Genomic DNA, 22788 nt, shown 5'->3' with positions numbered 1-22788 from the left:
GGGCGGTCTACGGCGCGGTCTCCAGCACCGCCTTCGGCACGCGGTGCAGGGTCACCGCCCCGATCGCGGCGAACGGATGCAGCGGGTCGGGGTCGCTCGACCCGGTGGGGCCGCCCAGCTTCGAGTCGACCAGCGCACTCATGACCGCGAACGCGTCCATCCGATCCCACCCGTGATCCTGCACGAGGAAGTCATAGGCGTCCTCGTACCCGCGTGTGATGCTCTCCTGCACCGGGTCGCCGAGACCCACGAAGAGCCAGGAGTCGGGTGTCTCGATGCGGGGCGCGCGCAGCGCGAGTCCGGGGATCACATCGACGCTCACCACCGCGATGCCCTCGGCCTCGATGGCTACGAACGACGACTCGCCCTCGCTCATGATCGCGTGGATGTCGCCGATCGAGAGCAGGGCTCCCTCGACCTCGACGGGGAGGTACACGACCGAGCCCGGTGCGGCCTCGGTGACGTCCATGTTGCCGCCGAGCGAGGTGGTCGGCATGACCGTGGAGTGCACGCCGGACGCGGGTGCGGTGCCGATGCACCCGATCATCGGGCGAGGCGCGACGACATGCCTGTCGGTGAGATGCACGCCTGCCTCGTCGAGCGGGACGCGCCTGGTCAGCACGGCATCGCCCATCCGCTGGCGCAGCGCGCCGACACCGGGCAGGCTGACCGACCAGCCGCAGTCCTTCAGCCGGATCTCGTGGATCGTGACGGCGAGGGTGTCGCCGGGGTGGGCCCCATCGACCCACAGCGGTCCGGTGACCGGATTGATCGGAGCGGAGAGCGCAGCGAGGTCGCCGTGGTCGTGGAGTTCGCGGTACACCGCGTCGTCCGTCTCGAACCCGATCCGCTCGCCGGTGCCCGCCGCGATCCGCAGCACCGGCTCCGCATCCGCACGGAACCCGGGGCGGCCGAGCTCCTTGCCGAGGAAGTGATCGATGCCGTTCATGCCGAACGTCCCTCGCCGGAGCCGGAGCCGGAGCCGGCGCCCGCGCCGGCGCCCGAGCCCTCGCCCGAGCCGGAGCCGGAGCCGGACGCGGAGTGCTCGGACAGCAGCTCGGGGTTCGCGCCGTTGCGCAGCCGGAAGACGACGAACACCACCACGCCGATCGCGAGCCAGACGACCCCGCCGATCTTCGCGAGGTCCGATGCGTTGACCAGCACGTATCCGATGATGAGGAATCCGCACAGCGGCACCACCACGTGCAGGAGCCAGTTGCGGGACTTCTGCCGCACGACGTAATGCCAGAACACGGCGACGTGCAGCAGGAGGAAGCCGAAGAGGGCGCCGAAGTTCACGAGCGACGAGATCAGCTCGATCTGCCCCACGAAGAACAGCACGAGCACCACGCTGAGCGCGCTCACGAACAGAATCGCGTACACCGGCACCTGGCGGGCGTTGATCTTCGAGAAGAACGCCGGGAGGCGGCGGTCGCGGCTCATCGAGTACAGCAGCCGCGAGGTCGCGGCCTGCGCGGCGATGGCGTTGGCGATGCCGACCGCGATCACGTTCACGGCGAGGAACGCCGTCGCCCATCCGCTGCCGGCGGCCTGCGCGACGATCGAGAAGAAGGCGTTGTTGACCTCGTCGTCGTCGAACGCGATCGTGCCGGCGGCGAGGGCGCTGGCGAGCCACGTCTGCAGGATGAAGAGGGTCGCCACGATGAAGAGGGCGATGACCATGGCCCGGCCGGCGGGGTTCTTCCTGCCCGTGGTCTCCTCCGACAGCGTCGAGATGCCGTCGAAGCCGAGGAAGCTCAGCACGGCGATCGACAGGGCGGCGGCGATGAGCGGCGGGTCGACCTTCGCCGGGTCCCAGAGCTGGGCGAGTGAGAACGACGACCCCGCGATGGTCTCGCCGGTCAGGGCGGAGATCGCGATGACGACGAAGATCGCGACGAACACCAGCTCGATGGCGAGGAAGATGCGGTTCGCGACGGTGATCGAGCCGATGCCGAGCACGTTGATGACCGTGTTCACCGCCACGCAGAGGATCGCCCACAGCCACTCGGGCGAATCGGGGAAGATGCCGCGCATCGACGACGCCGCGAACACGTAGAGGAGCGTCGGCACCAGGAGGTAGTCGAGCAGGATCGACCATCCGGCGAAGAACCCGGCGACCGGGTGCGTGCCGCGGCCGACGTACGAGAACACCGACCCCGCGAGCGGGAAGGACTTCGCCATCTGCGCGTACCCGAGGGCGGTGAAGATCATCGCGATCAGTCCGACGAGGTAAACGAGGGGCACCATGCCCTTCGACTCGTTGAACACGACGCCGAAGATCGCCCACGGAGCGATGGGCACCATGAAGACGAGGCCGTAGACGACGAGGTCGACGGTGGAGACGGAGCGCTTGAGCTCCTGCTTGTAGCCGAAGGATTCCAGGCGGGGCTGGTCTCCGGATGCGGCGGTCGTTGTCATCGTTTGGTCCTGTCGGGTCACGGGCGCTGGGCGAGGAAGTCCGCGACGATCCGGCGGAACTCCTCCGGCTGTTCGAGGTGGACGCAATGGCTGGCGCCGGGGAACACGTGCCCCTGCGCATCGGGGATGAGGTCGAGGAAGGGCTGCCACGTCGCCGGAGTGGCCTCGTCGTACTCACCCGCGACGACGAGCGTGGGGGCCTGCACCTGCGGCAGGCGGTCGATCACGGTCCAGTCGCGCATCGTTCCGACGACGTGGAACTCGTTGGGGCCGTTCATGGTGTGGTACACCGTCGGGTCGGCGAGCATCTGCGTCTCGCTGTCGACGAAGTCCTGCGGCATCGGCACGACGCGGCAGACGTGCCGCTCGTAGAACACCTGCGTGGCTGCGAGGTAGTCGGGGTGGTCGATCGAGCCGTCGGCCTCGTGCTCGTCGAGCGCCGCGCGCGCGGCATCCGGCAGCTCCTCGCGCAGTCGCCCGGCCTCACTCGTCCACAGGGGCATCGAGGCGGGGGAGTTGCAGATCAGCAGACCGAGGATGCCGTCCGGCTGCCGCACGGCGATCTCGGCGCCGAGCATCCCGCCCCAGGACTGCCCGAGCACGAGGTAGCGATCGATGCCGAGATGGGCGCGCAGCGAGTGGAACTCCTCGACGAACAGGGCAGGGGTCCAGAGATCGACGGGTGCGTCGGGGTGGTGCGAACTGCGGCCGCAGCCGATCTGGTCGTAGTGCACGACCGTTCGGCCGGTGAGGTCGGCGAGGAGCTCGAGATTCCGGACATAGTCGTGCGCCATGCCCGGTCCGCCGTGCAGGACGAAGACGGGTGCGAGGTCGCGGGGGTGGTCGGGCTCGGTGACGCGGTACCAGGTGAAGCCGTCGCGGAACGGGACGGTCGACTCGTGCTGCTGCATGAGGACATGGTGGACCTAAATGGTGCGCGAGTAAACCATTAATACGGGATTTCACATCGATGTAACACTGGAGGGGACATGACGGAGACCGACGACACCCTCATCGACCGCGTCACCGACCGGCTCGTGACAGCCGTCGCGATCGGCGAATTCCTTCCCGGCGCGCGGTTGCCCGCCGAGCGCGACCTCGCCCGGTCGCTGGGCGTCGGTCGCACGACGACGCGCGCCGCGCTCGAGCGCCTCGTCGACAGGGGGATCCTCGAGAAGCAGCGCGGCAGGGCGGGCGGATCCTTCGTGCGCGACGAGTGGCCGACCTCTGAGGCGGCGGCGGTCACGCGTTGGCTCGAAGAGCAGTGGCCGCAGCTCGTCGACGCGGCGATCGCCGGCACGCACCTGCACGGCGCTGTCGCCCGCCTCGCCGCGGCGAACCGCACGCCGCACGACATCGTGCAGCTGCAGGAGCGCCTGGCAGACTTCGACCGCGCGGCGACGGGCGCCGAACGCCAGCACGCGGACAGCCTGCTGCATCTCGCCATCATCGAGGCCGCGCACAACGACACGCTGTCGGAGGTCGTGCGCGACCACGAGCGGCGGTTCACGATCGCCGCCCCGGCGCATCTGTGGGGCGATTCCGAGAGTCGGCCTGCGATGGAGCGGCGCGCGGCCAGGGAGCACGCCGAACTCGTGGATGCGATCGTCGACAGCCGCACCGAGGATGCGGGGCGGATCGCCCAGCATCACGTCGAGATCGACCTCGAGCTGCTCGAGGCCGTGCGGCGCCGCGCCCTCGCCCGCTGACAGGGCTCTCGCGCGCCGCCGCGCGCTGACGCTCGCCGCCGCGCGCTGACGCCTCCCGTGCGCTGGCCGCGCGCCGGAATCCGACCCGCCTGACATGCCGACGCCCCGCCTGGCTGCCGACGCCCCTCCTGATTCGCGTTGATCAGACGGGGCGTCGACGACCGGACGGGGCGTCGGCGAGGAGCGAGTGCGGAGAGCCGCTCTGCGCGTCAGGCGCTGAGGATGACCGTCTCGTCGATCGGGCGACGAACGCGCGGGGCGGTCTCGCCCTGCTGCAGACCCTCGGGAAGGCCGGAGGCATCGCCCAGGTGCCCGACGGCGATGACCGTGATGGCGCTGAAGCGCGCGGGGAGGTCGGCGAACTCGCGGACGACCTCGGGGTCGAACCCGCTCATCTGGTGCACGAGGAGCCCCTCGTGGTGGGCCTGCACCGAGAAGTGCGCGACGGCCTGGCCGAGGTCGTACACGGCGTGGCTGATGCTCTTGCCATCCTCCGACTCGGTCTCGGCGATCGCCACGACGAGAGCCGAAGCCTTCGAGGCCCAGAGCTGGTTGAACTCGACGAGGGCGGAGGTGACCTGGTCGAACAGCGCCGTGCCCCGGCGCGCGACGATGAACCGCCACGGCTGCAGGTTGTAGGCCGACGGCGACCAGCGCGCGGCCTCCAGAGCGGCGTTGAGCTTGGCGTCGTCGATGGTGGTCTCGGCGTCGTAGGCGCGGGGGCTCCAGCGTCCGGCGAGGACGTCGAGGACGGGGTGCTCGGTGGGGGCGGTGCGGTCGATCACGGGAGAGCTCACGGAAGTGCCTTTCAGAGGAGTCGGAACCGGACTCCTTCGTCCGCGTACGAGGGTGCCAACGAATGTAAGTGCACGCATATTCCCGTGACCTCGTGTGACGTGGTCGGCGCCGCAGGCGCGGCCGACGGATCCCGAGCGCGGGGCGTCAGTCGAGCAGATTGCGGGATGCCGTCGACGCGAGCGCCCTCCGCACGGCACGGATCGACGGGGCGGCCGCCGACACCCGTCGTGCCGACGAGAAGATCTCGCGCCGGGGTTCATCGGGGAGCGGCGACAGGTCGACCGTCGGCGTCTCGCCCGCCCAGACGAGCTCGGGGAGCAGACCCACCGCGAGCCCCGCCCGGATGAGACGCACGTGGGCGGTGAGGTCGGCGACCTCGAAGCGCACGTCGGGCTCGAAGCCCGCGGTGCGGCACAGCTGCTCGGCCCACGCGCGGGACGCGGTTCCCGCCGGCTCGAGCACCCAGGGCTCGTCGCGGGTCGACCACAGTGCCGCGACGGCATCCGCGTCCGTCGGGCTCCCGGGCCGCCGGGCGAGTGCGATCGCATCGTGAGCGAGCACCACCCGGTCGAGGTCGACGTGCAGTGGTCGCGTGCGGCCGGGGTACTGCTCGGCGAGGATCAGATCGAAGTCGCGGCTCGAGACGCCGACGAGCCCGGTCTCGGGGTCGCTCTCGGTGACCTGCACGCGAAGCGACGGATGCTGTGCGCGCAGCGCGGCGAGGGCGCCGGGGAGCAGTGAATGGGCCGTCGACTGGAACACCGCGATGTGCACGGTCCCGGTGACCTCGGTGAGCGATTCGGCGACCGCGACCTCGGCCTGTTCGAGCCGGTCGAGGATGCCGATGGCCTCGCCCACGAGGACGGTGCCCTGCGGGGTCAGCTGCACGCCCCGGCCGACCCGCCGCAGCAGCGGTACGCCGACCTCGCGCTCCAGCGCCGCGAGCTGCTGCGACACCGACGCCTTGCTGTACGAGAGGGCATCGGCGACGGCGGAGAGGGTGCCGAGCCGCGACAGCTCGACCAGCATCCGCAGGCGATTGACGTCGAGCATCGCGACTCCCGGCACGGGCGCGAATTGTTCAGCTCGACTGAACGGTTATCGCGCGGATCGATTGATAGACGTAGCCTACTGCGGCGTCTGACAATGATCGAGCCACGCACGCACCCGCACGCGCGATCCCCCTGGAAGGTCTCCCGATGACTGTCGCCGCCGACACCACCACCCCCGACACCACTCCGCGCACCGACGAGGTCGCCGCCCTCGTGCAGCGCTGGCTCACCGAGAGCGAGACCCACCCCGTCGAGCCCGCCGCCGAGCGGCTCTCCGAGGTGCTGAAGGACCCGAACGGGCTGGCCTTCACGGTCGGCTTCGTCGACGGCGTCATGCGCCCCGAAGACCTCGGCGTCGCCGGCCGCACGCTCGCCGAGCTCTCGGACATCACCCCGACGCTGCTGCCCGGCTACCTGCGCGCGGCGATCAAGGCCGGCGGGTTCTTCGCCCCCAAGCTGCCCGGCGTCGTCGTGCCGATCTCGCGTCGCGTGCTGCGTGCGATGGTCGGCCACCTCGTGCTCGACGCGACGCCCTCGAAGCTCGGCCCCGCGATCGCGAAGCTGCGCAAGGGCGGCAACCGCCTGAACCTCAACCTGCTCGGCGAGGCCGTGCTCGGCGAGCGCGAGGCCGGTCGCCGCCTGCAGGGCACCCACGACTTCCTCGCCCGCGCCGACGTCGACTACGTCTCGATCAAGGTGTCGAGCGTCGTCAGCCAGCTCTCCATGTGGTCGTTCGACGAGGCCGTCGCCGACGTCGTCGAGAAGCTCACCCCGCTCTACCGTCTCGCCGCCACCGCGGAGGCCGCGGGCAAGGCGAAGTTCATCAACCTCGACATGGAGGAGTACCGCGACCTCGACCTGACCATCGCGGCGTTCACCAGCATCCTCGACCAGCCGGGTCTCGAGAACCTCGAGGCCGGCATCGTGCTGCAGGCGTACCTCCCCGACGCCCTCGGCGCGATGCAGCGTCTGCAGGAGTGGGCCGCCGCGCGCCGCGCGAAGGGCGGCGCACCCATCAAGGTGCGCGTCGTCAAGGGCGCGAACCTCGCGATGGAGGAGGTCGACTCGAAGATCCACGACTGGCCGCTCGCGACCTACGGCACCAAGCAGGACTCCGACACCAACTACAAGCGCGTGCTCGACTGGGCCATGACGCCGGAGCGACTGGACGCGGTGCGCATCGGCGTCGCCGGTCACAACCTCTTCGACATCGCGTACACCTGGCTGCTCGCGAAGTCGCGCGGCGTCACCGACGCCGTGGAGTACGAGATGCTGCTCGGCATGGCGACCGGTCAGGCCGAGGCCGTCCGCAAGGACGTCGGTCGCCTGCTGCTCTACACACCGGTCGTGAACCCGGCAGAGTTCGACGTCGCGATCGCGTACCTCGTTCGTCGCCTCGAAGAGAACGCCAGCCCCGAGAACTTCATGTCGGCCGTGTTCGAGCTCGCCTCGAACCCGCAGCTGCTCACCCGCGAGCGTGAGCGCTTCGAACGCTCGCTCGCCGCGCTCGTCGCCGACCCGTCGGTGCCGTCGGCGAACCGGGTGCAGGACCGCACGGCGGAGGAGCCGACGGATGCCGTGACGACGGGCTTCCACAATCAGTCCGACACCGACCCCGCGATCGCCGCGAACCGCGCGTGGGGCCGCGAGATCCTGCAGCGCTCCGTCGGCTCGACGCTCGGTCTCGACGCCATCGCCGCGGCGCGCGTCGACGCGGAGGCGCAGCTCGACGGCGTCTTCGCCACCGTGCAGAGCGCTGCCGAGAAGTGGGCCGCGCGTCCGGCATCCGAGCGTGCGGCGATCCTGCACCGCGCAGGCGACGAGCTCGCCGCCCGTCGTGCGCAGCTGATCGAGATCATGGCGCACGAGGCGGGAAAGACCATCGCCGAGGCGGACCCCGAGGTCAGCGAGGCGATCGACTTCGCGCACTACTACGCGGAGCGCGCGCTCGACCTCGAGAACATCACTGGGGCGGAGTTCGTGCCGTCGAAGGTCACGGTCGTGACCCCGCCGTGGAACTTCCCCGTCGCGATCCCCGCCGGCGGCGTGCTCGCCGGTCTCGCCTCCGGCTCGGGCGTCATCATCAAGCCGGCCAAGCTCACCCAGCGCTGCGGTGCGGTCATGGTCGAGGCGTTGTGGGCGGCCGGGGTGCCGACCGAGCTGCTCGCCCTCGTCGACCTGGCGAACCGCGACCTCGGCACGCAGCTCGTCGCGAGCCCGGCCGTCGACCGCGTGATCCTGACCGGTGCCTACGAGACGGCGCAGCTGTTCCGCTCGTTCCGCGCAGACCTGCCGCTGCTCGCCGAGACGAGCGGCAAGAACGCGATCATCGTCACCCCTTCGGCCGATCTCGACCTCGCGGCCGCCGACGTCGCCCGCAGCGCGTTCGGTCACGCGGGGCAGAAGTGCTCGGCCGCGTCGCTCGCGATCCTCGTGGGGTCGGTCGCCGACTCCGCGCGCTTCGAGCGCCAGCTCGTCGACGCCGTCACCTCGATGCGCGTCGGCCTGCCCGACGACCCCGCGACGCAGATGGGCCCGATCATCGAGCCGGCGAACGGCAAGCTGCTGACCGCGCTGACGACGCTCGACAAGGGCGAGCGGTGGCTCGTCGAACCCAAGAAGCTCGACACCGAGGGGCGCCAGTGGACGCCGGGCGTCAAGATCGGCGTCGCGCCGGGGTCGACCACGCACCTGACCGAGTTCTTCGGCCCCGTGCTCGGCATCATGCGTGCGAAGGACCTCGACGAGGCCATCCGGCTGCAGAACGCGGTGGACTACGGCCTCACCGCCGGCATCCACTCGCTCGACTCCGACGAGGTCGCGACGTGGATCGACCGGGTCGACGCCGGCAACCTCTACGTGAACCGTGGGATCACGGGTGCGATCGTGCAGCGGCAGCCGTTCGGCGGCTGGAAGCGCTCGGCCGTCGGCGCCGGAGCGAAGGCCGGAGGACCCAACTATCTGTTCGGTCTCGGCGAGTGGACCCCGGCCGAGCTGCCGGCCGCCGCCCCCGGTGCGGCGACCACGCCCGTCGTCGAGTCGCTGATGAGCGCCGCGGCTGCCGACCTCGACGCCGTCGAGATCGAATGGCTGCACCGCGCCGCCGCCTCCGACGAGCGCGCGTGGACCTCCGAGTTCGGCGTCGTCTCGGACAAGTCCGGCCTCGGCGTGGAGCGCAACGTGTTCCGGTACCGTCCGGTCGATGTCGATGTGCGCATCGCCGAGGGCGCGCCGCTCGTCGAGGGCATCCGGGTGATCGCCGCAGCTCTGCGCAGCGGCAGCCCGTTCACGGTGTCGGCCGCCGCTCTGCCGTCGCGTGTCGAGAAGGCGCTGCGAGCCGCCGGCGTGACCGTCTCGCACGACAAGGACGCCGCCTGGGTCAAGCGCTACGCCAAGACCGCGGCGAAGGCCGAGCACAGCTGGCGCCGCCTGCGTCTGGTCGGCGGCGAGGTCGCGACGCTGTTCGAGGCGCTGGGCGGGACTCCCGACGTGGCCGTGTGGTCGCACGCGGTGACGGGTGCCGGACGGGTCGAGATGCTGCCGTTCCTGCACGAGCAGGCGGTGTCGATCACGAACCACCGCTTCGGCAACCCGACGACCCTCTCCGACGGCCTGCTCTGAGGTAGCGCGCCTCCTCTGAAGCGCGACGCCCCGTCTGAATGCCGAGGCCCCCGCTCGTTCACGTGAACGAGCGGGGGCCTCGGAGCTGAACAGGGGCGTCAGCGGAGAGAGGAGATGTCGAACGGATACTCAGCCGCGCAGCGCCTCCCCGAGCTTGACCCTGCTGCCCATGCGCAGCAGCGAGTTCTCGTAGATCTTCGCGCCGACCGCGATCGCCACCACGCAGCCGACGAGCAGGATCACGAGGCTCAGCAGGGGCTCCCACCACTGGGCCTCTCCGACGAAGAGGCGCATCGGCATGCCGACGGGCGCCGAGAACGGCACGTAAGACATGATCGTCAGCACCAGCGGGTTGTCATTGAAGACGATGACCAGGATGTACGGCGCCATAATCAGCATCGTGATCGGCGTCGTCGTCGAGCCGATGTCCTCCTGGCGGGAGACCATCGACGCGGCGGCGGCGAACATCGACGCGAGCAGGATGAACCCGAACAGGAAGAACACCGCGAACCAGATGATCGGGGCGCCGAGGGTCGCGAGCACCTCGCTCTGACCGGTCGCCGTGAGGCCGATCGTCGCTATCGCCGCGAGGGCGAGGATCTGGCCCATCGCCAGCACGGTGTTGCCGATCACCTTGCCCGCGAGCAGCGTGCGAGAAGAGATCGTCGACAGCAGGATCTCCACCACGCGGGTCTGCTTCTCCTCGACGACGCTCTGCGCGATCGTGCCGCCGAAGGTCGCCGCGGCCATCATGAAGACGATGCCGAAGCCGATGGCGATGAAGTAGCGCAGCAGCGGGTTCGTCGTCGCCGGCTCGAGGATCTGCACCTCGGGCGCCTGCGAGAGCGCCGACACGAGGCCGCTCGGAGCGTCTTTGAGGGCGATGACCGTGAGGCCGGTCGCACCCTCACCCGGCACGACAGCGGCGTCGACCTTCTCGGAGCGCAGCAGCTCTTCGGCGGCGGCGGTGTCGGCGACCTCGGTGGCCTCGACGTTCGGCAGCGCCGACACGACGGACGCCGTCTCCGACGTCACCGCGACGGGCATCGACTCCGCTGCGGCGTTCTTGCTCGCGAAGCCGCCGATCACGATGCCGGCGAGCGCGATGAGAAGCAGCACTCCGGTCGAGATCAAAAACGCCTTGCTGCGCAGCTTCGATCCGATCTCGCGCTCGGCGACGAGCCAGATCATCGACGCCTGCGTGCTCGAACGGGCGGGACCACGGGACGGGGTGGACGTACTCACTGGATGACCTCCTTGAAGATCTGGGCGAGGGACGGATGCTTCGGCGCGAAGCTCGCGACATCACCGCGCTCCACGGCAGTGCGCAGCACGCGCTGCGCGGTCTCGGCCCCGTCGGCGTCGAACAGGGCGTAGCCGCCTTCGAAGTCGACGACGGTGACGCCCGGCTCGGCGCGCAGCCACCCGGCATCCCCCGAGGAGACGAGCTCGTAGCGACTGCCGGCGTGCTCCGCGCGCAGCCCGTCGCGGGACCCCGCGGCGCGGATCTGTCCACCGGCGAGGATCACGAGGTCGTCGCAGAGCCGTTCGACCACGTCGAGCTGGTGCGACGAGAACAGGATCGACGCGCCCTTCGCGGCCGACGACTGCAGCACGGAGGCGACGACGTCGACGGCGAGCGGGTCGAGGCCCGAGAACGGCTCGTCGAGGATCAGCACCTCGGGGTCGTGCACGAGGGCGGCGGCGATCTGCGCGCGCTGCTGGTTGCCGAGCGACAGCGCCTCGATGGTGTCGTCCAGGCGCTCCTCGAGTCCCAGTTCGGTGAGCAGAGCGGTCGCGCGCGCCGTGGCATCCGGCTTGCTGAAGCCGTGCAGCCGGGCGAGGTACACGATCTGCTCGAGCACCTTCATCTTCGGGTACAGCCCTCGCTCCTCTGGCATGTACCCGAAGTGGCTGCGCTGGTCGCCGGTGAGCGGCCGGCCATCGAGGGCGACGGTGCCGCCGTCGGCGGAGAGGAGTCCGAGGACGATCCGCATGGTGGTGGTCTTGCCTGCGCCGTTGCCGCCGACGAACCCCGTGAGGCGGCCGGGGGCCACCTCGAACGAGACGTCGTCGAGCACGCGCCGAGAGCCGTAGCTCTTGGTGATGCCGGTGAGTACGAGCTGTCCTGTCATGCTCCTCACGCTAGGGCGGAGGTGGCGCCCCGGGCATCCCCCGAGCGGCGGATCGTCAGGGGGCCGCCGGAGCGTCGCTCCGCCGTGCGGAGGACACGGCGAGAGCCTGCGGGAACAGGATCAGCGCGAGGTGAGGAACACCAGGATGCCGAGCGCGAACGGCGCCGTCGTCACGAAGAACACCGCCCCGAGGATGACGACGACGGCGACCCACGGGCTGCGTCGGCGAAGGCGCCGGCCCGGCGGAGCGATTCCGACCGGCGGAGGCGTCAGCACGCCGGCGGGCGCTGCGAAGGGCAGCGCGGCCCCGGACGGCGCAGGCACCCCGGACGGCGCGGGCGCCCCGGACGACCCGGGCACCCCGGCCGGCCAGGGCGCCGGCACTCCGGACGAAGCCGGGAGCGACGGATGCTGCGGGCTCGCCCCCTGCGCGCGCAGCCGCTCGTCGCGCCAGCGCGCCCACTGATCGAGCTTCACGAGCAGTGCGCCGACCGCGCCGAAGAGCCACGCCCAGGTCGCCGGGTCGAGCGTCGACGCCTCGCGGCGCGTGTAGAGGAAGAGCCAGTCGTCCACGATCTCGACGTCGAGCTCGGCCGCGTGATCGATGAAGCGCGCCATCACGTCCGGTGTGAACAGATAGAGCGCGTCGGTCTCGTAGCCGGAGGGGCAGTACAGCGAGAAGTACCGGTCGAAGTCGCCCTCGAGCGACAGCCGCTGATCGCGGCGGAAGCCTCCGGCCAGGCTGCTGCCGAGCGTGTTGTTGCCCAGCGCGTCGAGCAGGATGTTCGGCAGCGGCACGTCGAGTTTCACGGCGACGTATCCCCACTTGTGGGTCTGGCTCTGCTTGCCGTTGCTCGTCGTGTACTGGTAGTTGCCGAACTCCACGAACCGCGGACTCGTGCCCCGCAGCACGTCGGTCGAGACCCGGCCGGATCCGGTCTGGAAGATGAGGCCGGGCAGGGGCGGCTCTTCGATGCGGTCGAGGTAGGCGAGCGCGTTCGATGCCGCGAAGCGGGAGAGGCGGAAGCGCGTGAGCGCGCGCTGACGGTTGGCTCGCCGCACGAGTGCTATCAGGCCGACGGTGAGCCCGCCGAACAGCAGCAGCCCGAGGAGCGCGCCCACGAGAACACCTGCATCGCGCCCGATCGCGTAGCCGATTCCCAGGAGCAGCACTCCAGCCACCGGGACGATCAGCAGCACCGACACGACCACGAGGATCCACGCCACGACCTGCGAGGCCTTCGTGGGGTTCGCCCGCCGGAGCTCGCGGGCGAACGCGTCGACCTCGGCGGGGTTCACCGGATCGATCAGTGCGCGGGCGTCGAAGAAGCCGGGGGTGCCGGACGGGGGGGCGACGGGCGGGGGGAGGCTCACGCGTCCACGCTAACGCGACCCGCCACGTCGGCCGACATGCAGCGCGCTGCGCACGAGGAGTCCGGCGACGAGGGCCCAGAAGGCCGCGCTCACCCCGAGCACGGCGATGCCCGACGCCGCGACGAGGAATGTGACCACCGCGGGGATGCGCTCGGCGGGGTCGTCGATCGCCTGCTGCACCGACGACCCGAAGGCGCCGAACAGGGCGAGCCCGGCGACGGCGGGGATCACGGCATCCGGTGCGAGCAGCACCAGCGCGGCGAACGCCGCCGAGAACGCGCCCAGCACGAGGTACGACGCCCCGGTCGAGACGCCGGCGACCCAGCGGCGGTCGCGATCGGGGTCGGCCTCGGGGGATGCCGCGAGAGCGGCGCTGATCGCTGCGAGGTTGATCGCGTGGCCCCCGGCGACAGCGCCGACCGCGGTGCCGACACCGGTCACGAGCATGGCGGGACGCCACGGCACCTCGTACCCGAAGCTGCGCATGATAGCGATGCCAGGCACGTTCTGCGACGCCATCGTGACGATGAACAGCGGCAGGGCGATGCCGACGAGGGCGCCGACCGTGAAGACGGGGGCGGTGAGCTCGATGCGGGGCAGCAGCAGGCCGGCATCCACGGGGGCGCCGGCCTGCACGAGGGAGATCGCGACGACCACGGCCGCGGCGACGAAGGCGAGCGGCACCGCCCATCGGGGTGCGAGGCGTGCGAACACCAGCCAGGTCAGCACGACCGGCACGACGCCCCACGGGTTCGCCACCAGTCCGGTGATGGGCGCGAGACACAGCGGCAGCAGCACGCCGGCGAGCATGGCCTGCGCGATGGACGGCGGGATGCGGGCGATCAGCGCGCCGAGCGCCGGCCACAGCGCGGTCAGCAGGATCAGGGCCGCCGCGACGAGAAAGGCGCCGATCGCCGCTGGCCAGCCACCCTCGACGGCGCCGGTCGCCGCGAGGAGAGCCGCGCCGGGGGTCGACCACGCGACGGTGATCGGCATGCGGTACCGCCACGCGAGCACGATGCAGGCGAGACCCATGGTGAGGCACAGGACGAGCAGTCCGCTGGCCGCCTCGACGGGGCTCGCACCGACCGCGCCGAGGCCGGTGAGCACGACGGCGAACGAACTCGTGAAGCCCACGAGTGCCGTGACCACCCCGGCCAGGACCGGCCGGGCCGGTGAGGAGCGGGGCGGGGGAGCGGTCACCCTCCGAGAGTAGCGGGATGCCGTCAGGCGAGTCCGAGCCGGTATGCCATCACGACCGCCTGCACGCGGTCCCTGGCGCCGAGCTTCTGGAGGATGCGGGAGACGTGCGTCTTCACCGTCGCCTCGCCGATGAACAGCGCCGCGGCTATCTCGGCGTTGGTGCGGGCGTCGGCGAGCTGCGCCAGGACCTCCGCCTCACGGTCGGTGAGGGGCTCGCTGAGCGCGGCCGCCCCGAGCGGCTGCAGGCGAGGCAGCGGAGCAGCCCCAGCGGGCGGAGTGACCGCCTGCCGAGGTGCTTCTCCCGACGCGCGCGCGCCGACGGAGCCGATCGGAGCGGATGCCGTCGAGAACCGCGCGAGCACCCGCCGCGTCACCTCGGGGGCGAGCATGCCGTCACCCGCCGCGAGCGCCCTGACGGCCGCGAGGAGGTCGTCTGCGCCGGCGTTCTTCAGGAGGAAGCCGCTCGCCCCGGCATCCAGCGCCTGGTAGAGGTAGTCGTCGCGGTCGAAGGTCGTGACGATCGCGATGGACGCGGAGACGGTGGGGTCGGCGACGATCAGGCGGGTGGCCTCGATGCCGTCCATGTCGGGCATCTGCACGTCCATCGTGATGACGTCGGGGCGCAGCGCCGCGGCCTTCGCGACGGCCTCTGCACCGGTTGCCGCCTCGCCCACGACGGCGATGTCCGGTTGCGAGTCGAGGATCGTGCGGAACCCCGCGCGCAGCATGGCGTGGTCGTCGACCAGGAGGACGCGGATCGTGTCGGTGGTCACGGCAGGTCGCCCGTCTCCACGGCGCGCGTACCCGCAGCGCCCGTCCCGACCGTGCCCGCATCCCCGAGCGGTACCCGGGCCCGCACGCGCAGGCCGCCGGTGCGGCGCGGCGCGACCTCGAGGGTGCCGCCGGATGCAGCGGCGCGCTCCCGCATCCCGAGCTGGCCGAGTCCGGGGCGCAGAGCGGCGACCGCGCGTCCGGTGTTGACGACCTCGACCTCGACGGCGTCCCCGTCGTAGCGGACCCTGACGTCGGCGGTGGCGCCGATGCCCGCGTGCCGCCGAGCGTTCGTCAGGGACTCCTGCGCGATGCGGTAGAGGTTCACGGCGACGACGGACGGCACCGCCACCGGGTCGCCGATCACCGCGTAGTCGGTGGGCAGCCCCGCCTGCGACGACGCCCGTGCCAGGTCGCCGATGTCGTCGAGAGTCACCGTCGACGAGGCCTCGGAGCTGTCGTCGCCGGGGGTGCGCAGGGTCTCGAGGAGCTGCCGCAGCTCGTGGATCGCGTCGCGCGCCGATCCCTCGATGCCGGAGAGGATGCCGCGGGCCTTCTCCGCGTCCTGATCGATGACGAGCCGCGCGGCGCCTGCCTGCACGCCCATCACCGAGACGTGGTGCGCGACGACGTCGTGGAGCTCCCGGGCGATCCGCACCCGGTCGAGCGCGACGGCCTGAGCGGCAGTGACCTCGCGCTCGCGTTCGAGCTCGGCGGTGCGCAGCTCGAGCACCTCGCGTGCCTGCGCCGCGTTCCACGAGCGGTCGCCGAAGTAGTAGGCGCCCCCGAAGTAGAGCACGTTGAGGAGCACCTGGATCAGCATGAACGCGACGTACGGCGACATCAGCCCGGCGACGACCTCGGCGTCGTCGGCCTGCTCGATCGCCTCCCGGTACATCGTGATCAGCAGCCAGACGAACATCCCGACGATGATCGCGACGCGGACGATCATCGCCGCCCTGCGGTCGTTCATCCACGCACCGACCGTGTACAGCGCCACGAACATCGCGATGTTGCCGACGTAGATCTCGGGCACCTGGAGTGAGACGGCGGTGAAGTAGGCGACGCACACCACCACCGCCACGGGGGCAGGAAAGCGGCGGCGGAGGGCGAGCGGCACGGTGATGACCGCGGCGTACACGAGGGCGGTCCACGGTTCGGCTCGGGTGTCGCCGTAGATATCGGAGATCGTCGACAGAGCGGCGCTGAGGATCGCGCCGACGAACATGATCGCGGCGAGCACGAGGTCGGCGCGCTGTTCGCGGGCGCTCGGCGTGCGGGTGAACGTCGCAGCGGGCATCCCACCACCGTACGGGCGCGACGGATGCCGCGGCATCCCCCGCGCGACGGATCGTGCCGGTCTGCGAAGATCGAGCGTGACCTCCACGCCGCGCCTCGCCCCGCTGTACCTCGCCGGTTTCACCACCGCCTTCGGCGCGCACGGCATCGCCGCGGCCCTGGGCGCCGAGACCGACGACATCGGGTGGACGCTCCTCGCCTTCGGCTTCACCCTCGCGCTGTACGACCTCGCCGAGGTGCTTCTCAAGCCGCTGTTCGGCGCACTGAGCGACCGCGTCGGCGTGCGGCCGGTGATCATCGGCGGGCTGCTGGCCTTCGCCGCGTTCTCGGTGGTCGGTGCCGTGGTGCCGGGGATGGTGGGGCTGGTGATCGGGCGCTTCGGTCAGGGTGCGGCGGCGTCGGCCTTCTCGCCCTCGTCGTCGGCGGCGGTCGCACGGCTCACCGACGACGCCACCCGCGGCAAGTACTTCGGTCGGTACGGCTCGTGGAAGAGCCTGGGCTACGCCCTGGGGCCCCTGCTCGGCGCGGTACTCGTCGTGTGGGGCGGGCTCCCCGCGCTGTTCTGGGCGCTCGCCGCGCTGGGCCTCGGTGCGGCGGCGTGGGTCGCCGTAGCTGTGCCGCACGTCCCCGTTCTCGCGCGCAAGCGCGTGACGCTCCTCGATCTCGGGCGCGAGCTCGTCGCCCCGGGGTTCCTCGTGCCCACCCTCGTGCTGGCTGCGACGACCGGGGCGCTCGCCGTGGCGGTCGGATTCCTGCCGCTGCTCGGTCGGCAGGCGGGGCTCGACACCGTGTGGAGCATGGCCATCGTCACGGTGCTGGCCATCGCCTCGAGCGTCGCCCAACCGCTCGTCGGATCGGCCCACGACCGCGGGCGCATCTCGGTGCGCGGCGGCACGGTCGGCGGGCTGCTCCTGATCGCGGTCGGCATCGCGCTGTCGGCGGTGACGGATCATCCCGTCGCGCTGATCGCGACGGCCCTCCTCGTGGGGCTCGGTGTGGGCACCGCGACACCCGTGGCCTTCTCGCACCTCGCGGCGTCCACACCGCCGGAGCGCATGGGGCGCACGATGGGCAGTGCGGAGCTGGGTCGCGAGCTCGGCGATGCGGGCGGGCCGCTGGTCGCGGGGGCTGTGGCGACGGCATCCCTTCCGGGGATCGGGCTGGGGGTGGTCGCGGCTCTCACGGCGGGGGCCGGCGTGCTGGCGGCGGTGGGGACGCGACGCTCCCGCGTCCGCTGACTTGCTCTTGACAAGTTCACTTGCTTTTTGCAAGTATCAAGCACCATCATCCGCGACAAAGGAGTCATCGTGACCAGTGTGTTCGTCAACCTGCCCACCACCGATCTCGAACGCGCCAAGGCGTTCTACACGGCCCTCGGCTGCGAGATCAACCCGAACTTCACCGACGAGAACGCCGCGTGCGTGGTCTGGTCGGACGACATCTACTTCATGGTCCTGAAGCGCGAGTTCTTCCAGACCTTCACCGACAAGCCGATCGCCGACCCGACCGAGGTCGCCCAGGTCTCGGTCTCGTTCAGCCGTGACTCTCGCGACGATGTCGACGCGATCCTCGAGAAGGGCCTCGCGGCCGGCGGCGTCGAGCCCAGGCCCGCCCAGGATTACGGCTTCATGTACTCGCGCGACCTCGACGACCCGGACGGGAACTCGCTCGGCTTCCTCTTCATGACCCCCGAGGCCGCCGAGAACGGCCCGGACCACGTCGCCGATCACGCCGCGGGGCAGAGCGCCGGATCCTGATGGCGGCGCGCAGCTACGGCCAGTACTGCGGTGTCACGACGGCCGTCGAGCTGATCGGGGAGCGATGGGCGCTGCTCATCGTCCGCGACCTGCTCGTCGGACCCCGCCGGTACACCGACCTCAAGCAGGGCCTGCCGCGCATCCCCACCAACGTCCTCTCCACGCGTCTCACCGAACTGCAGGACGGCGGCGTCGTCCGCCGCATCCCGCTGCGGCGGGGCCTAGCCTACGAGCTCACGCCGTACGGGCAGGCGCTCGAATCCGTCATCCTCGAACTCGGCCGCTGGGGCTTCCAGACGATGGGCGACCCCGAGGAGGGCGACGTCGTCACGCCGGACTCGCTCACGATGGCGCTGCGCACGGCCTTTCAGGCGGATGCGGCGGACGACGCTGAGTACGAGCTGCACGTCGGGGAGGTCGCGCTGCGCGCATCCGTCCGTGACGGAGACCTCGCGGTCGTCCAGATCTCGCCGCCCGCACCACCCGCACCGCCCGCCGCCGACCGGCAGCCGGAGGGAGAGGCGGATGCCGTGATCGTCGCCGGCCCCGGCATCCGCCGCCTGATCGGCGGCGAGATCACAGCGGACGAGGCGATCGCGCAGGACGTGCTCGCCGTCGTGCGGGGTGACGTCTCGTACCTCGAGTCGTTCGCCCGCACGTTCCATATCGCGCCGCTCGGCGCATCCCTCACCGTGCAGTAGCCGTATCCCCGTGGTACCCGTAGTACCCGTATCTCCGTAGTATCCGTATCCCCGTGCGAAGGAGCACTGACATGACCGGACGCATCCTGATCGATCTCTTCCTGACACTCGACGGCGTCGCCCAGGGGCCGGGCGGCGTGGGGGAGGACACCTCGGGCGGCTTCGCATTCAGCGGCTGGCAGGCCGGGTACCCGTCGTCAGGGGTGGGCCCGGAGATCGCGAAAGGCATGGAGGGCCTCGACGCGCTGCTGCTCGGTCGCCGCACCTACGACATCTTCGCCACGTACTGGCCGCAGCACACCGACGGACCCGCCGGCGAGATAGGGCAACTGTTCGACCGCGTGCCGAAGTACGTCGCGACGCGCGACGCCGACCTCGCCCTCGAGTGGCAGGGGAGCTCCCGCGTGGGTGCCGACCTCGCGGCGGAGATCGCCGATCTGCGCGCCCGACACCGCGAGGTGCACGTGATCGGCAGCGTCGACTTCGTGCACACCCTGCTCGCCGAAGGACTGTTCGACCAGCTCAACCTCTGGGTCTACCCGATCCTGCTCGGAGCCGGGAAGAAGGTCTTCGACGACCGCGCCCTCCCTGCGGTGCTCGAACTGCTCGAGAGGCCGGTGACGGATGCCGAGGGCGTCACGCTGCTCCGCTACGGCCGCACCGACCGCACACCCGAGGTGGGGACCTTCGAGGACTAGCGCGCCTCGACGGCTCGGCCCAGCATCCGCTCGATGACCCGCGCCACCCCGTCGTCATCGTGGGATGCCGTCGTCTCGTCGGCCGCAGCGTGCACGGCATCCAGAGCATTCCCCATGGCGACGCCGTGGCCGGCCCAGTGCAGCATCTCGACGTCGTTGAGCGCATCGCCGAGGGCGACGACGTCGGCGCGATCGATGCCGAGGTGCTCACAGAGGCGTGCGAGGCCCGTCGCCTTGGTCACGCCCTCGGCCATCACCTCGACGAACGGCGCTCCGGACAGGGTCGCCTCGAACCCGGTGAGCCCGAGTCCCTGGAGTGTCTCGAACAGCACGCGCGGTGCGAGCTCCGGATGCCGGATGACGAGCTTCAGGCTCGGCGCCGAGAGCACCTCGTCGAGGGCGACGCCGCCCATCGTGCCTGGGTCACGCTTGTGGTCGGAGAGATCGGCGATCTCGGCGTAGCCGCGCTGCGCCACGAACGTCTCACCGGCGTCGCGTACGCTCGCGAACAGCAGGTCGGGGATGCTCTCACGCAGCGCCTCGGCGAGCGTGCGGATCGTCGCGGAAGGCAGTTCTTCGGCGAACAGCATCCGTCCGCCGGCGAGATGCACCGCGTAGGCGCCGTTGCTGCACAGCGCCCATCCGTCGAACGCGGCAGCGGCGGCGATCGTCTGCAAGCCGATCGGCTGGCGCGCGGTGACCGGCACGACGTGGATGCCACGCGCTCGCGCCGCGTCGAGCGCTGCTCGTGTGCGCGCGCTGACCTCCGAGGCAGACGTGAGCAGCGTGCCGTCGAGGTCGGTCGCGATCAGGCGGAGGGGCACGGCGATTCGTCTCGCTTCGCTCGCTCGACGACCCGGAAGATCATCACGCGGGTCAGGAGAAGATCATCGGGAGGTCGTCGTCGTCTTCGGTGGGCCCCGTGCCGAGACGCCCCTTGTCGAGCTCGACGACGACGGGCACGTGGTCGCTGGGCTGCTCGCCCTTGCGCTCTTCGCGGTGGATCGATGCGCCGGTCACGGCGTCCGCCAGCGTCTTCGAGCCGAGGATGAAGTCGATGCGGACGCCCTCGTTGCGCGGGAACTTGAGGCGCTGGTAGTCCCAGTACGTGAAGCCCTCGGGGATCAGCGGCCGCACCACATCGGTGAGGCCCGCGTCCGCGAAGGCGAAGAACGCCTGCCGCTCCTCCGGGGAGACGTGCGTCGAGACGCCCTCGACGATGTCAGGGTCGCCGTTGTCGACGTCGAGCGGGATGATGTTGAAGTCGCCGACCAGCGCGAGCGGCAGCTCGGGGTCCGCCGCGAGTTCCGCCGCCGTCGACTTCTTCAGTTCCTCGAGCCAGTGCAGCTTGTAGGCGTAGTGCGGATCGCCGAGGGCGCGGCCGTTCGGCACGTACAGGCTCCAGACCCGCACCCCGTCGACGAGTACCCCGAGGGCCCGCGCCTCGAGCGGCGCATCCGGCCCCTCGTGACCCTTCGCGAAGCCCGGCATTCCGTCGAAAGACGTGCGCACATCGGTGATCGGCAGGCGGCTGGCGATCGCGACGCCGTTCCACTGATTCAGGCCGTGCACCTCGACGTGATACCCGGCCTCTTCGAACGGTCCGTAGGGGAATTGCTCCGGCTTGCACTTGATCTCCTGCATCGCCAGCACGTCGATGTCCTCCCGGACGGCGAACTCGACGGTGCGGGTCACGCGGGTGCGGATGGAGTTGACGTTCCAGGTGGCCAAGCGCATGCGTCAAGCCTAGGGCGTGCCTCCTACACTGGATGCCGTGACCGCACTCGACGCAGACCGCCAGACACTCCTCGATCTCATCACCGACGAGGCGGTGTTCCACGGTGACTTCACGCTCTCCAGCGGCAAGAAGGCGACGTACTACGTCGACATGCGCAAGCTCACCCTCGACCACCGCGCCGCGCCGGCCATCGGACGGATCATGCTCGACCTCGTCGCGGACCTCGACGTGGTGGCCGTCGGCGGCCTCACGCTCGGCGCCGACCCGATCGCGAACTCCGTGCTGCATGCCTCTGTCGCGACCGAGCGCCCGCTCGACGCCTTCGTCGTGCGCAAGGAGCCGAAGGACCACGGCCGGGGTCGCCAGATCGAGGGCGCCGACGTGAAGGGCAAGCGCGTCGTCGTGCTCGAGGACACGTCGACCACCGGGCAGTCCGCGCTCAAGGCGGTCGAGGCGCTCCGCAAGGAGGGCGCCGAGGTCGTCGCCGTCGCGGTGATCGTCGACCGCAAGACCGGCGCGCAGGCGGCGATCGAAGCCGAGGGGCTCGAATGGCGGGCCGCCTTCGACCTCGACGACCTCGGGCTCGACCCCCAGTGACCCGCTACGCGCTGGCCGTCGACATCGGCGGCACGAAGATGGAGGCCGCGCTCGTCCGCGAAGACGGCAGGCTCGTCGAGGGGAGCCGCAGCCGCCGCGCCACGGGTCGCGAGGCGACGTTCGCGTCGCTCGATCTCGCTGTGGCCGCTGTCGTCTCGCACGCGCTCGCGCCGCTGCCGGCGGATGCCGAGCTCGTCGGCGCCGGGGTGGGCAGCGCCGGACCCATCGATCGCGCCGCCGGCGCCATCGTTCCCGTCAACATGCCACTCGCCCGCGGCTACGGTCTCGCTGAGTCCGTGCACACCGCGGCATCCGCGATCCGCGGCACCGATGTGCGCACCGTGCTCGGCCACGACGGTGGCGCCCTCGCGCTCGCGGAATCGTGGCTCGGCGCGACGCAGGGGGCTGGCGCCTCGCTGTCGATCGTCGTCTCGACCGGAGTCGGCGGCGGCTTCGTCGTCGGTGGCTCGTACATCCCCGGTGCGACGGGCAACGCCGGACACCTCGGCCAGGTGCGGCGCGAGGGGGGACTCACGCTCGAGGAGATCGCCTCCGGTCCGGCGAGCGCCGCCTGGGCGCAGGAGCAGGGATGGACGGGGTCGACCGGGGAGGATCTCGCCAGGGATGCTGCGGCGGGCGTCACGGTCGCCAGGGCGGCGATCGAGCGATCGGCGACCGCCGTCGGACAGGCGCTGGCCGACGCGGCCACGCTGGTCGACCTCGACGTCGTGGCGATCGGCGGCGGCTTCTCGCGGGTGTCGGCCGACTACATCGACCTGGTGCAGGAAGCGCTCACCGCGAGTGCCGCACACGAATACTCCCGTCGCACCCGCGTGGTGCGATCGGGTCTCGGTGACGAGGGACCGCTCATCGGAGCCGCGGCTCTCGTGCTGCGCTAGGTTACGACCGACGCT

The 22788-nt window shown here is 70.9% G+C and carries 21 protein-coding genes; 8 read left to right on the top strand and 13 right to left on the bottom strand.

Annotation, left to right across the window (positions count from 1 at the left end; all coding sequences use genetic code 11):
* Nucleotides 1-7: 7 nt before the first annotated feature.
* The 3 genes from FSY98_RS06320 to FSY98_RS06310 are packed head-to-tail and all read right to left on the bottom strand — an operon-like array spanning nt 8 to nt 3332.
* Nucleotides 8-949: an acetamidase/formamidase family protein gene (locus FSY98_RS06320; protein WP_144874982.1), complete on the bottom strand. Its 942-nt coding sequence runs from the start codon at nt 947-949 to the stop codon at nt 8-10.
* Nucleotides 946-2421, bottom strand: a complete 1476-nt coding sequence (locus FSY98_RS06315; protein WP_144874980.1) for an APC family permease — start codon at nt 2419-2421, stop codon at nt 946-948. The genes FSY98_RS06320 and FSY98_RS06315 overlap by 4 nt, the downstream gene beginning before the upstream one ends.
* 17 nt (nt 2422-2438) lie before the next feature.
* Nucleotides 2439-3332, bottom strand: a complete 894-nt coding sequence (locus FSY98_RS06310) for a proline iminopeptidase-family hydrolase (protein WP_144874978.1) — start codon at nt 3330-3332, stop codon at nt 2439-2441.
* Nucleotides 3333-3410: 78 nt separating this feature from the next.
* Between FSY98_RS06310 and FSY98_RS06305 the strand changes: the two genes are divergently transcribed.
* Nucleotides 3411-4130, top strand: a complete 720-nt coding sequence (locus FSY98_RS06305; RefSeq protein ID WP_144874975.1) for a FadR/GntR family transcriptional regulator — start codon at nt 3411-3413, stop codon at nt 4128-4130.
* A 209-nt stretch (nt 4131-4339) separates the two neighbouring features.
* On the opposite strand, the gene FSY98_RS06300 is transcribed toward FSY98_RS06305, so the two are convergent.
* Both FSY98_RS06300 and FSY98_RS06295 read right to left on the bottom strand, forming a co-directional pair.
* Complete coding sequence (locus tag FSY98_RS06300; RefSeq protein WP_144874973.1) at nt 4340-4927, bottom strand: nitroreductase family protein; 588 nt, start codon at nt 4925-4927, stop codon at nt 4340-4342.
* A 145-nt stretch (nt 4928-5072) separates the two neighbouring features.
* The gene (locus FSY98_RS06295) at nt 5073-5981 is read right to left on the bottom strand and encodes a LysR substrate-binding domain-containing protein (RefSeq protein WP_144874971.1); all 909 of its coding nucleotides are present in this window, start codon (nt 5979-5981) and stop codon (nt 5073-5075) included.
* Nucleotides 5982-6127: 146 nt separating this feature from the next.
* Here FSY98_RS06295 and FSY98_RS06290 point away from each other — a divergent pair, with 146 nt between their 5' ends.
* On the top strand, nt 6128-9601 hold the full coding sequence (locus FSY98_RS06290) for a bifunctional proline dehydrogenase/L-glutamate gamma-semialdehyde dehydrogenase (protein WP_144874969.1): 3474 nt from the start codon (nt 6128-6130) through the stop codon (nt 9599-9601).
* 129 nt (nt 9602-9730) lie between these two features.
* Here the strand turns inward: FSY98_RS06290 and FSY98_RS06285 are convergent, their stop codons facing one another.
* The 6 genes from FSY98_RS06285 to FSY98_RS06260 form a co-directional block, all read right to left on the bottom strand.
* On the bottom strand, nt 9731-10846 hold the full coding sequence (locus FSY98_RS06285) for an ABC transporter permease (RefSeq protein WP_396652328.1): 1116 nt from the start codon (nt 10844-10846) through the stop codon (nt 9731-9733).
* Nucleotides 10843-11736: an ABC transporter ATP-binding protein gene (locus tag FSY98_RS06280; RefSeq protein WP_144874967.1), complete on the bottom strand. Its 894-nt coding sequence runs from the start codon at nt 11734-11736 to the stop codon at nt 10843-10845. Before FSY98_RS06280 ends, FSY98_RS06285 begins: the two co-directional genes overlap by 4 nt.
* A gap of 120 nt (nt 11737-11856) precedes the next feature.
* A complete protein-coding gene (locus FSY98_RS06275) occupies nt 11857-13110 on the bottom strand; it encodes a hypothetical protein (RefSeq protein WP_144874965.1) in 1254 nt (417 codons plus the stop codon).
* A 9-nt stretch (nt 13111-13119) separates the two neighbouring features.
* The gene (locus tag FSY98_RS06270; RefSeq protein WP_144874963.1) at nt 13120-14313 is read right to left on the bottom strand and encodes a benzoate/H(+) symporter BenE family transporter; all 1194 of its coding nucleotides are present in this window, start codon (nt 14311-14313) and stop codon (nt 13120-13122) included.
* Nucleotides 14314-14336: 23 nt separating this feature from the next.
* On the bottom strand, nt 14337-15041 hold the full coding sequence (locus FSY98_RS06265) for a response regulator (protein WP_396652344.1): 705 nt from the start codon (nt 15039-15041) through the stop codon (nt 14337-14339).
* 41 nt (nt 15042-15082) lie between these two features.
* Nucleotides 15083-16384 carry a sensor histidine kinase gene (locus FSY98_RS06260; RefSeq protein ID WP_144874959.1) on the bottom strand — a complete coding sequence of 434 codons (1302 nt, stop codon included), beginning with the start codon at nt 16382-16384 and terminating at the stop codon, nt 15083-15085.
* 76 nt (nt 16385-16460) lie between these two features.
* Here FSY98_RS06260 and FSY98_RS06255 point away from each other — a divergent pair, with 76 nt between their 5' ends.
* The 4 genes from FSY98_RS06255 (at nt 16461) to FSY98_RS06240 (ending at nt 19539) form a co-directional block, all read left to right on the top strand.
* A complete protein-coding gene (locus tag FSY98_RS06255; RefSeq protein ID WP_260857291.1) occupies nt 16461-17621 on the top strand; it encodes an MFS transporter in 1161 nt (386 codons plus the stop codon).
* A 69-nt stretch (nt 17622-17690) separates the two neighbouring features.
* Nucleotides 17691-18140, top strand: a complete 450-nt coding sequence (locus FSY98_RS06250) for a VOC family protein (protein ID WP_186307563.1) — start codon at nt 17691-17693, stop codon at nt 18138-18140.
* Nucleotides 18140-18841, top strand: a complete 702-nt coding sequence (locus tag FSY98_RS06245) for a helix-turn-helix domain-containing protein (RefSeq protein WP_144874955.1) — start codon at nt 18140-18142, stop codon at nt 18839-18841. Before FSY98_RS06250 ends, FSY98_RS06245 begins: the two co-directional genes overlap by 1 nt.
* A gap of 71 nt (nt 18842-18912) precedes the next feature.
* On the top strand, nt 18913-19539 hold the full coding sequence (locus FSY98_RS06240; RefSeq protein WP_144874953.1) for a dihydrofolate reductase family protein: 627 nt from the start codon (nt 18913-18915) through the stop codon (nt 19537-19539).
* Here FSY98_RS06240 and FSY98_RS06235 read toward each other — a convergent pair.
* The gene (locus FSY98_RS06235; RefSeq protein ID WP_144874951.1) at nt 19536-20363 is read right to left on the bottom strand and encodes a Cof-type HAD-IIB family hydrolase; all 828 of its coding nucleotides are present in this window, start codon (nt 20361-20363) and stop codon (nt 19536-19538) included. The genes FSY98_RS06240 and FSY98_RS06235 overlap by 4 nt on opposite strands.
* Before the next feature lie 52 nt (nt 20364-20415).
* Nucleotides 20416-21276 (bottom strand): exodeoxyribonuclease III, encoded by an 861-nt coding sequence (locus tag FSY98_RS06230; RefSeq protein WP_144874949.1) that lies wholly within the window; start codon nt 21274-21276, stop codon nt 20416-20418.
* A gap of 37 nt (nt 21277-21313) precedes the next feature.
* On the opposite strand from FSY98_RS06230, the gene pyrE reads away from it, so the two are divergent.
* Both pyrE and FSY98_RS06220 read left to right on the top strand, forming a co-directional pair.
* Entirely contained in the window at nt 21314-21874 is a 561-nt protein-coding gene (gene pyrE / locus FSY98_RS06225) for an orotate phosphoribosyltransferase (protein WP_144874947.1), read from the top strand.
* Nucleotides 21871-22773, top strand: coding sequence for an ROK family protein (locus FSY98_RS06220; RefSeq protein WP_144874945.1), 903 nt, complete (start codon nt 21871-21873; stop codon nt 22771-22773). Before pyrE ends, FSY98_RS06220 begins: the two co-directional genes overlap by 4 nt.
* The last annotated feature ends 15 nt before the right edge of the window (nt 22774-22788 follow it).

The sequence above is a fragment of the Microbacterium sp. 1.5R genome (assembly GCF_007667425.1).
Taxonomy (GTDB): domain Bacteria; phylum Actinomycetota; class Actinomycetes; order Actinomycetales; family Microbacteriaceae; genus Microbacterium.
The sequence above is the reverse complement of the archived record's forward strand: the minus strand, read 5'-3'. Positions and strand labels throughout refer to the sequence as shown.

What these genes read in the sequence shown, in the direction of transcription:
- FSY98_RS06245 (WP_144874955.1), top strand. Translation starts at nt 18,140, where the DNA reads ATGGCGGCGCGCAGCTACGGCCAGTACTGCGGTGTCACGACGGCCGTC.
- FSY98_RS06295 (WP_144874971.1), bottom strand. Translation starts at nt 5,981, where the DNA reads ATGCTCGACGTCAATCGCCTGCGGATGCTGGTCGAGCTGTCGCGGCTC.
- FSY98_RS06310 (WP_144874978.1), bottom strand. Translation starts at nt 3,332, where the DNA reads ATGCAGCAGCACGAGTCGACCGTCCCGTTCCGCGACGGCTTCACCTGG.
- FSY98_RS06260 (WP_144874959.1), bottom strand. Translation starts at nt 16,384, where the DNA reads ATGCCCGCTGCGACGTTCACCCGCACGCCGAGCGCCCGCGAACAGCGC.
- FSY98_RS06290 (WP_144874969.1), top strand. Translation starts at nt 6,128, where the DNA reads ATGACTGTCGCCGCCGACACCACCACCCCCGACACCACTCCGCGCACC.
- FSY98_RS06320 (WP_144874982.1), bottom strand. Translation starts at nt 949, where the DNA reads ATGAACGGCATCGATCACTTCCTCGGCAAGGAGCTCGGCCGCCCCGGG.
- FSY98_RS06315 (WP_144874980.1), bottom strand. Translation starts at nt 2,421, where the DNA reads ATGACAACGACCGCCGCATCCGGAGACCAGCCCCGCCTGGAATCCTTC.
- FSY98_RS06280 (WP_144874967.1), bottom strand. Translation starts at nt 11,736, where the DNA reads ATGACAGGACAGCTCGTACTCACCGGCATCACCAAGAGCTACGGCTCT.
- FSY98_RS06230 (WP_144874949.1), bottom strand. Translation starts at nt 21,276, where the DNA reads ATGCGCTTGGCCACCTGGAACGTCAACTCCATCCGCACCCGCGTGACC.
- FSY98_RS06305 (WP_144874975.1), top strand. Translation starts at nt 3,411, where the DNA reads ATGACGGAGACCGACGACACCCTCATCGACCGCGTCACCGACCGGCTC.
- FSY98_RS06240 (WP_144874953.1), top strand. Translation starts at nt 18,913, where the DNA reads ATGACCGGACGCATCCTGATCGATCTCTTCCTGACACTCGACGGCGTC.
- FSY98_RS06265 (WP_396652344.1), bottom strand. Translation starts at nt 15,041, where the DNA reads ATGCTGCGCGCGGGGTTCCGCACGATCCTCGACTCGCAACCGGACATC.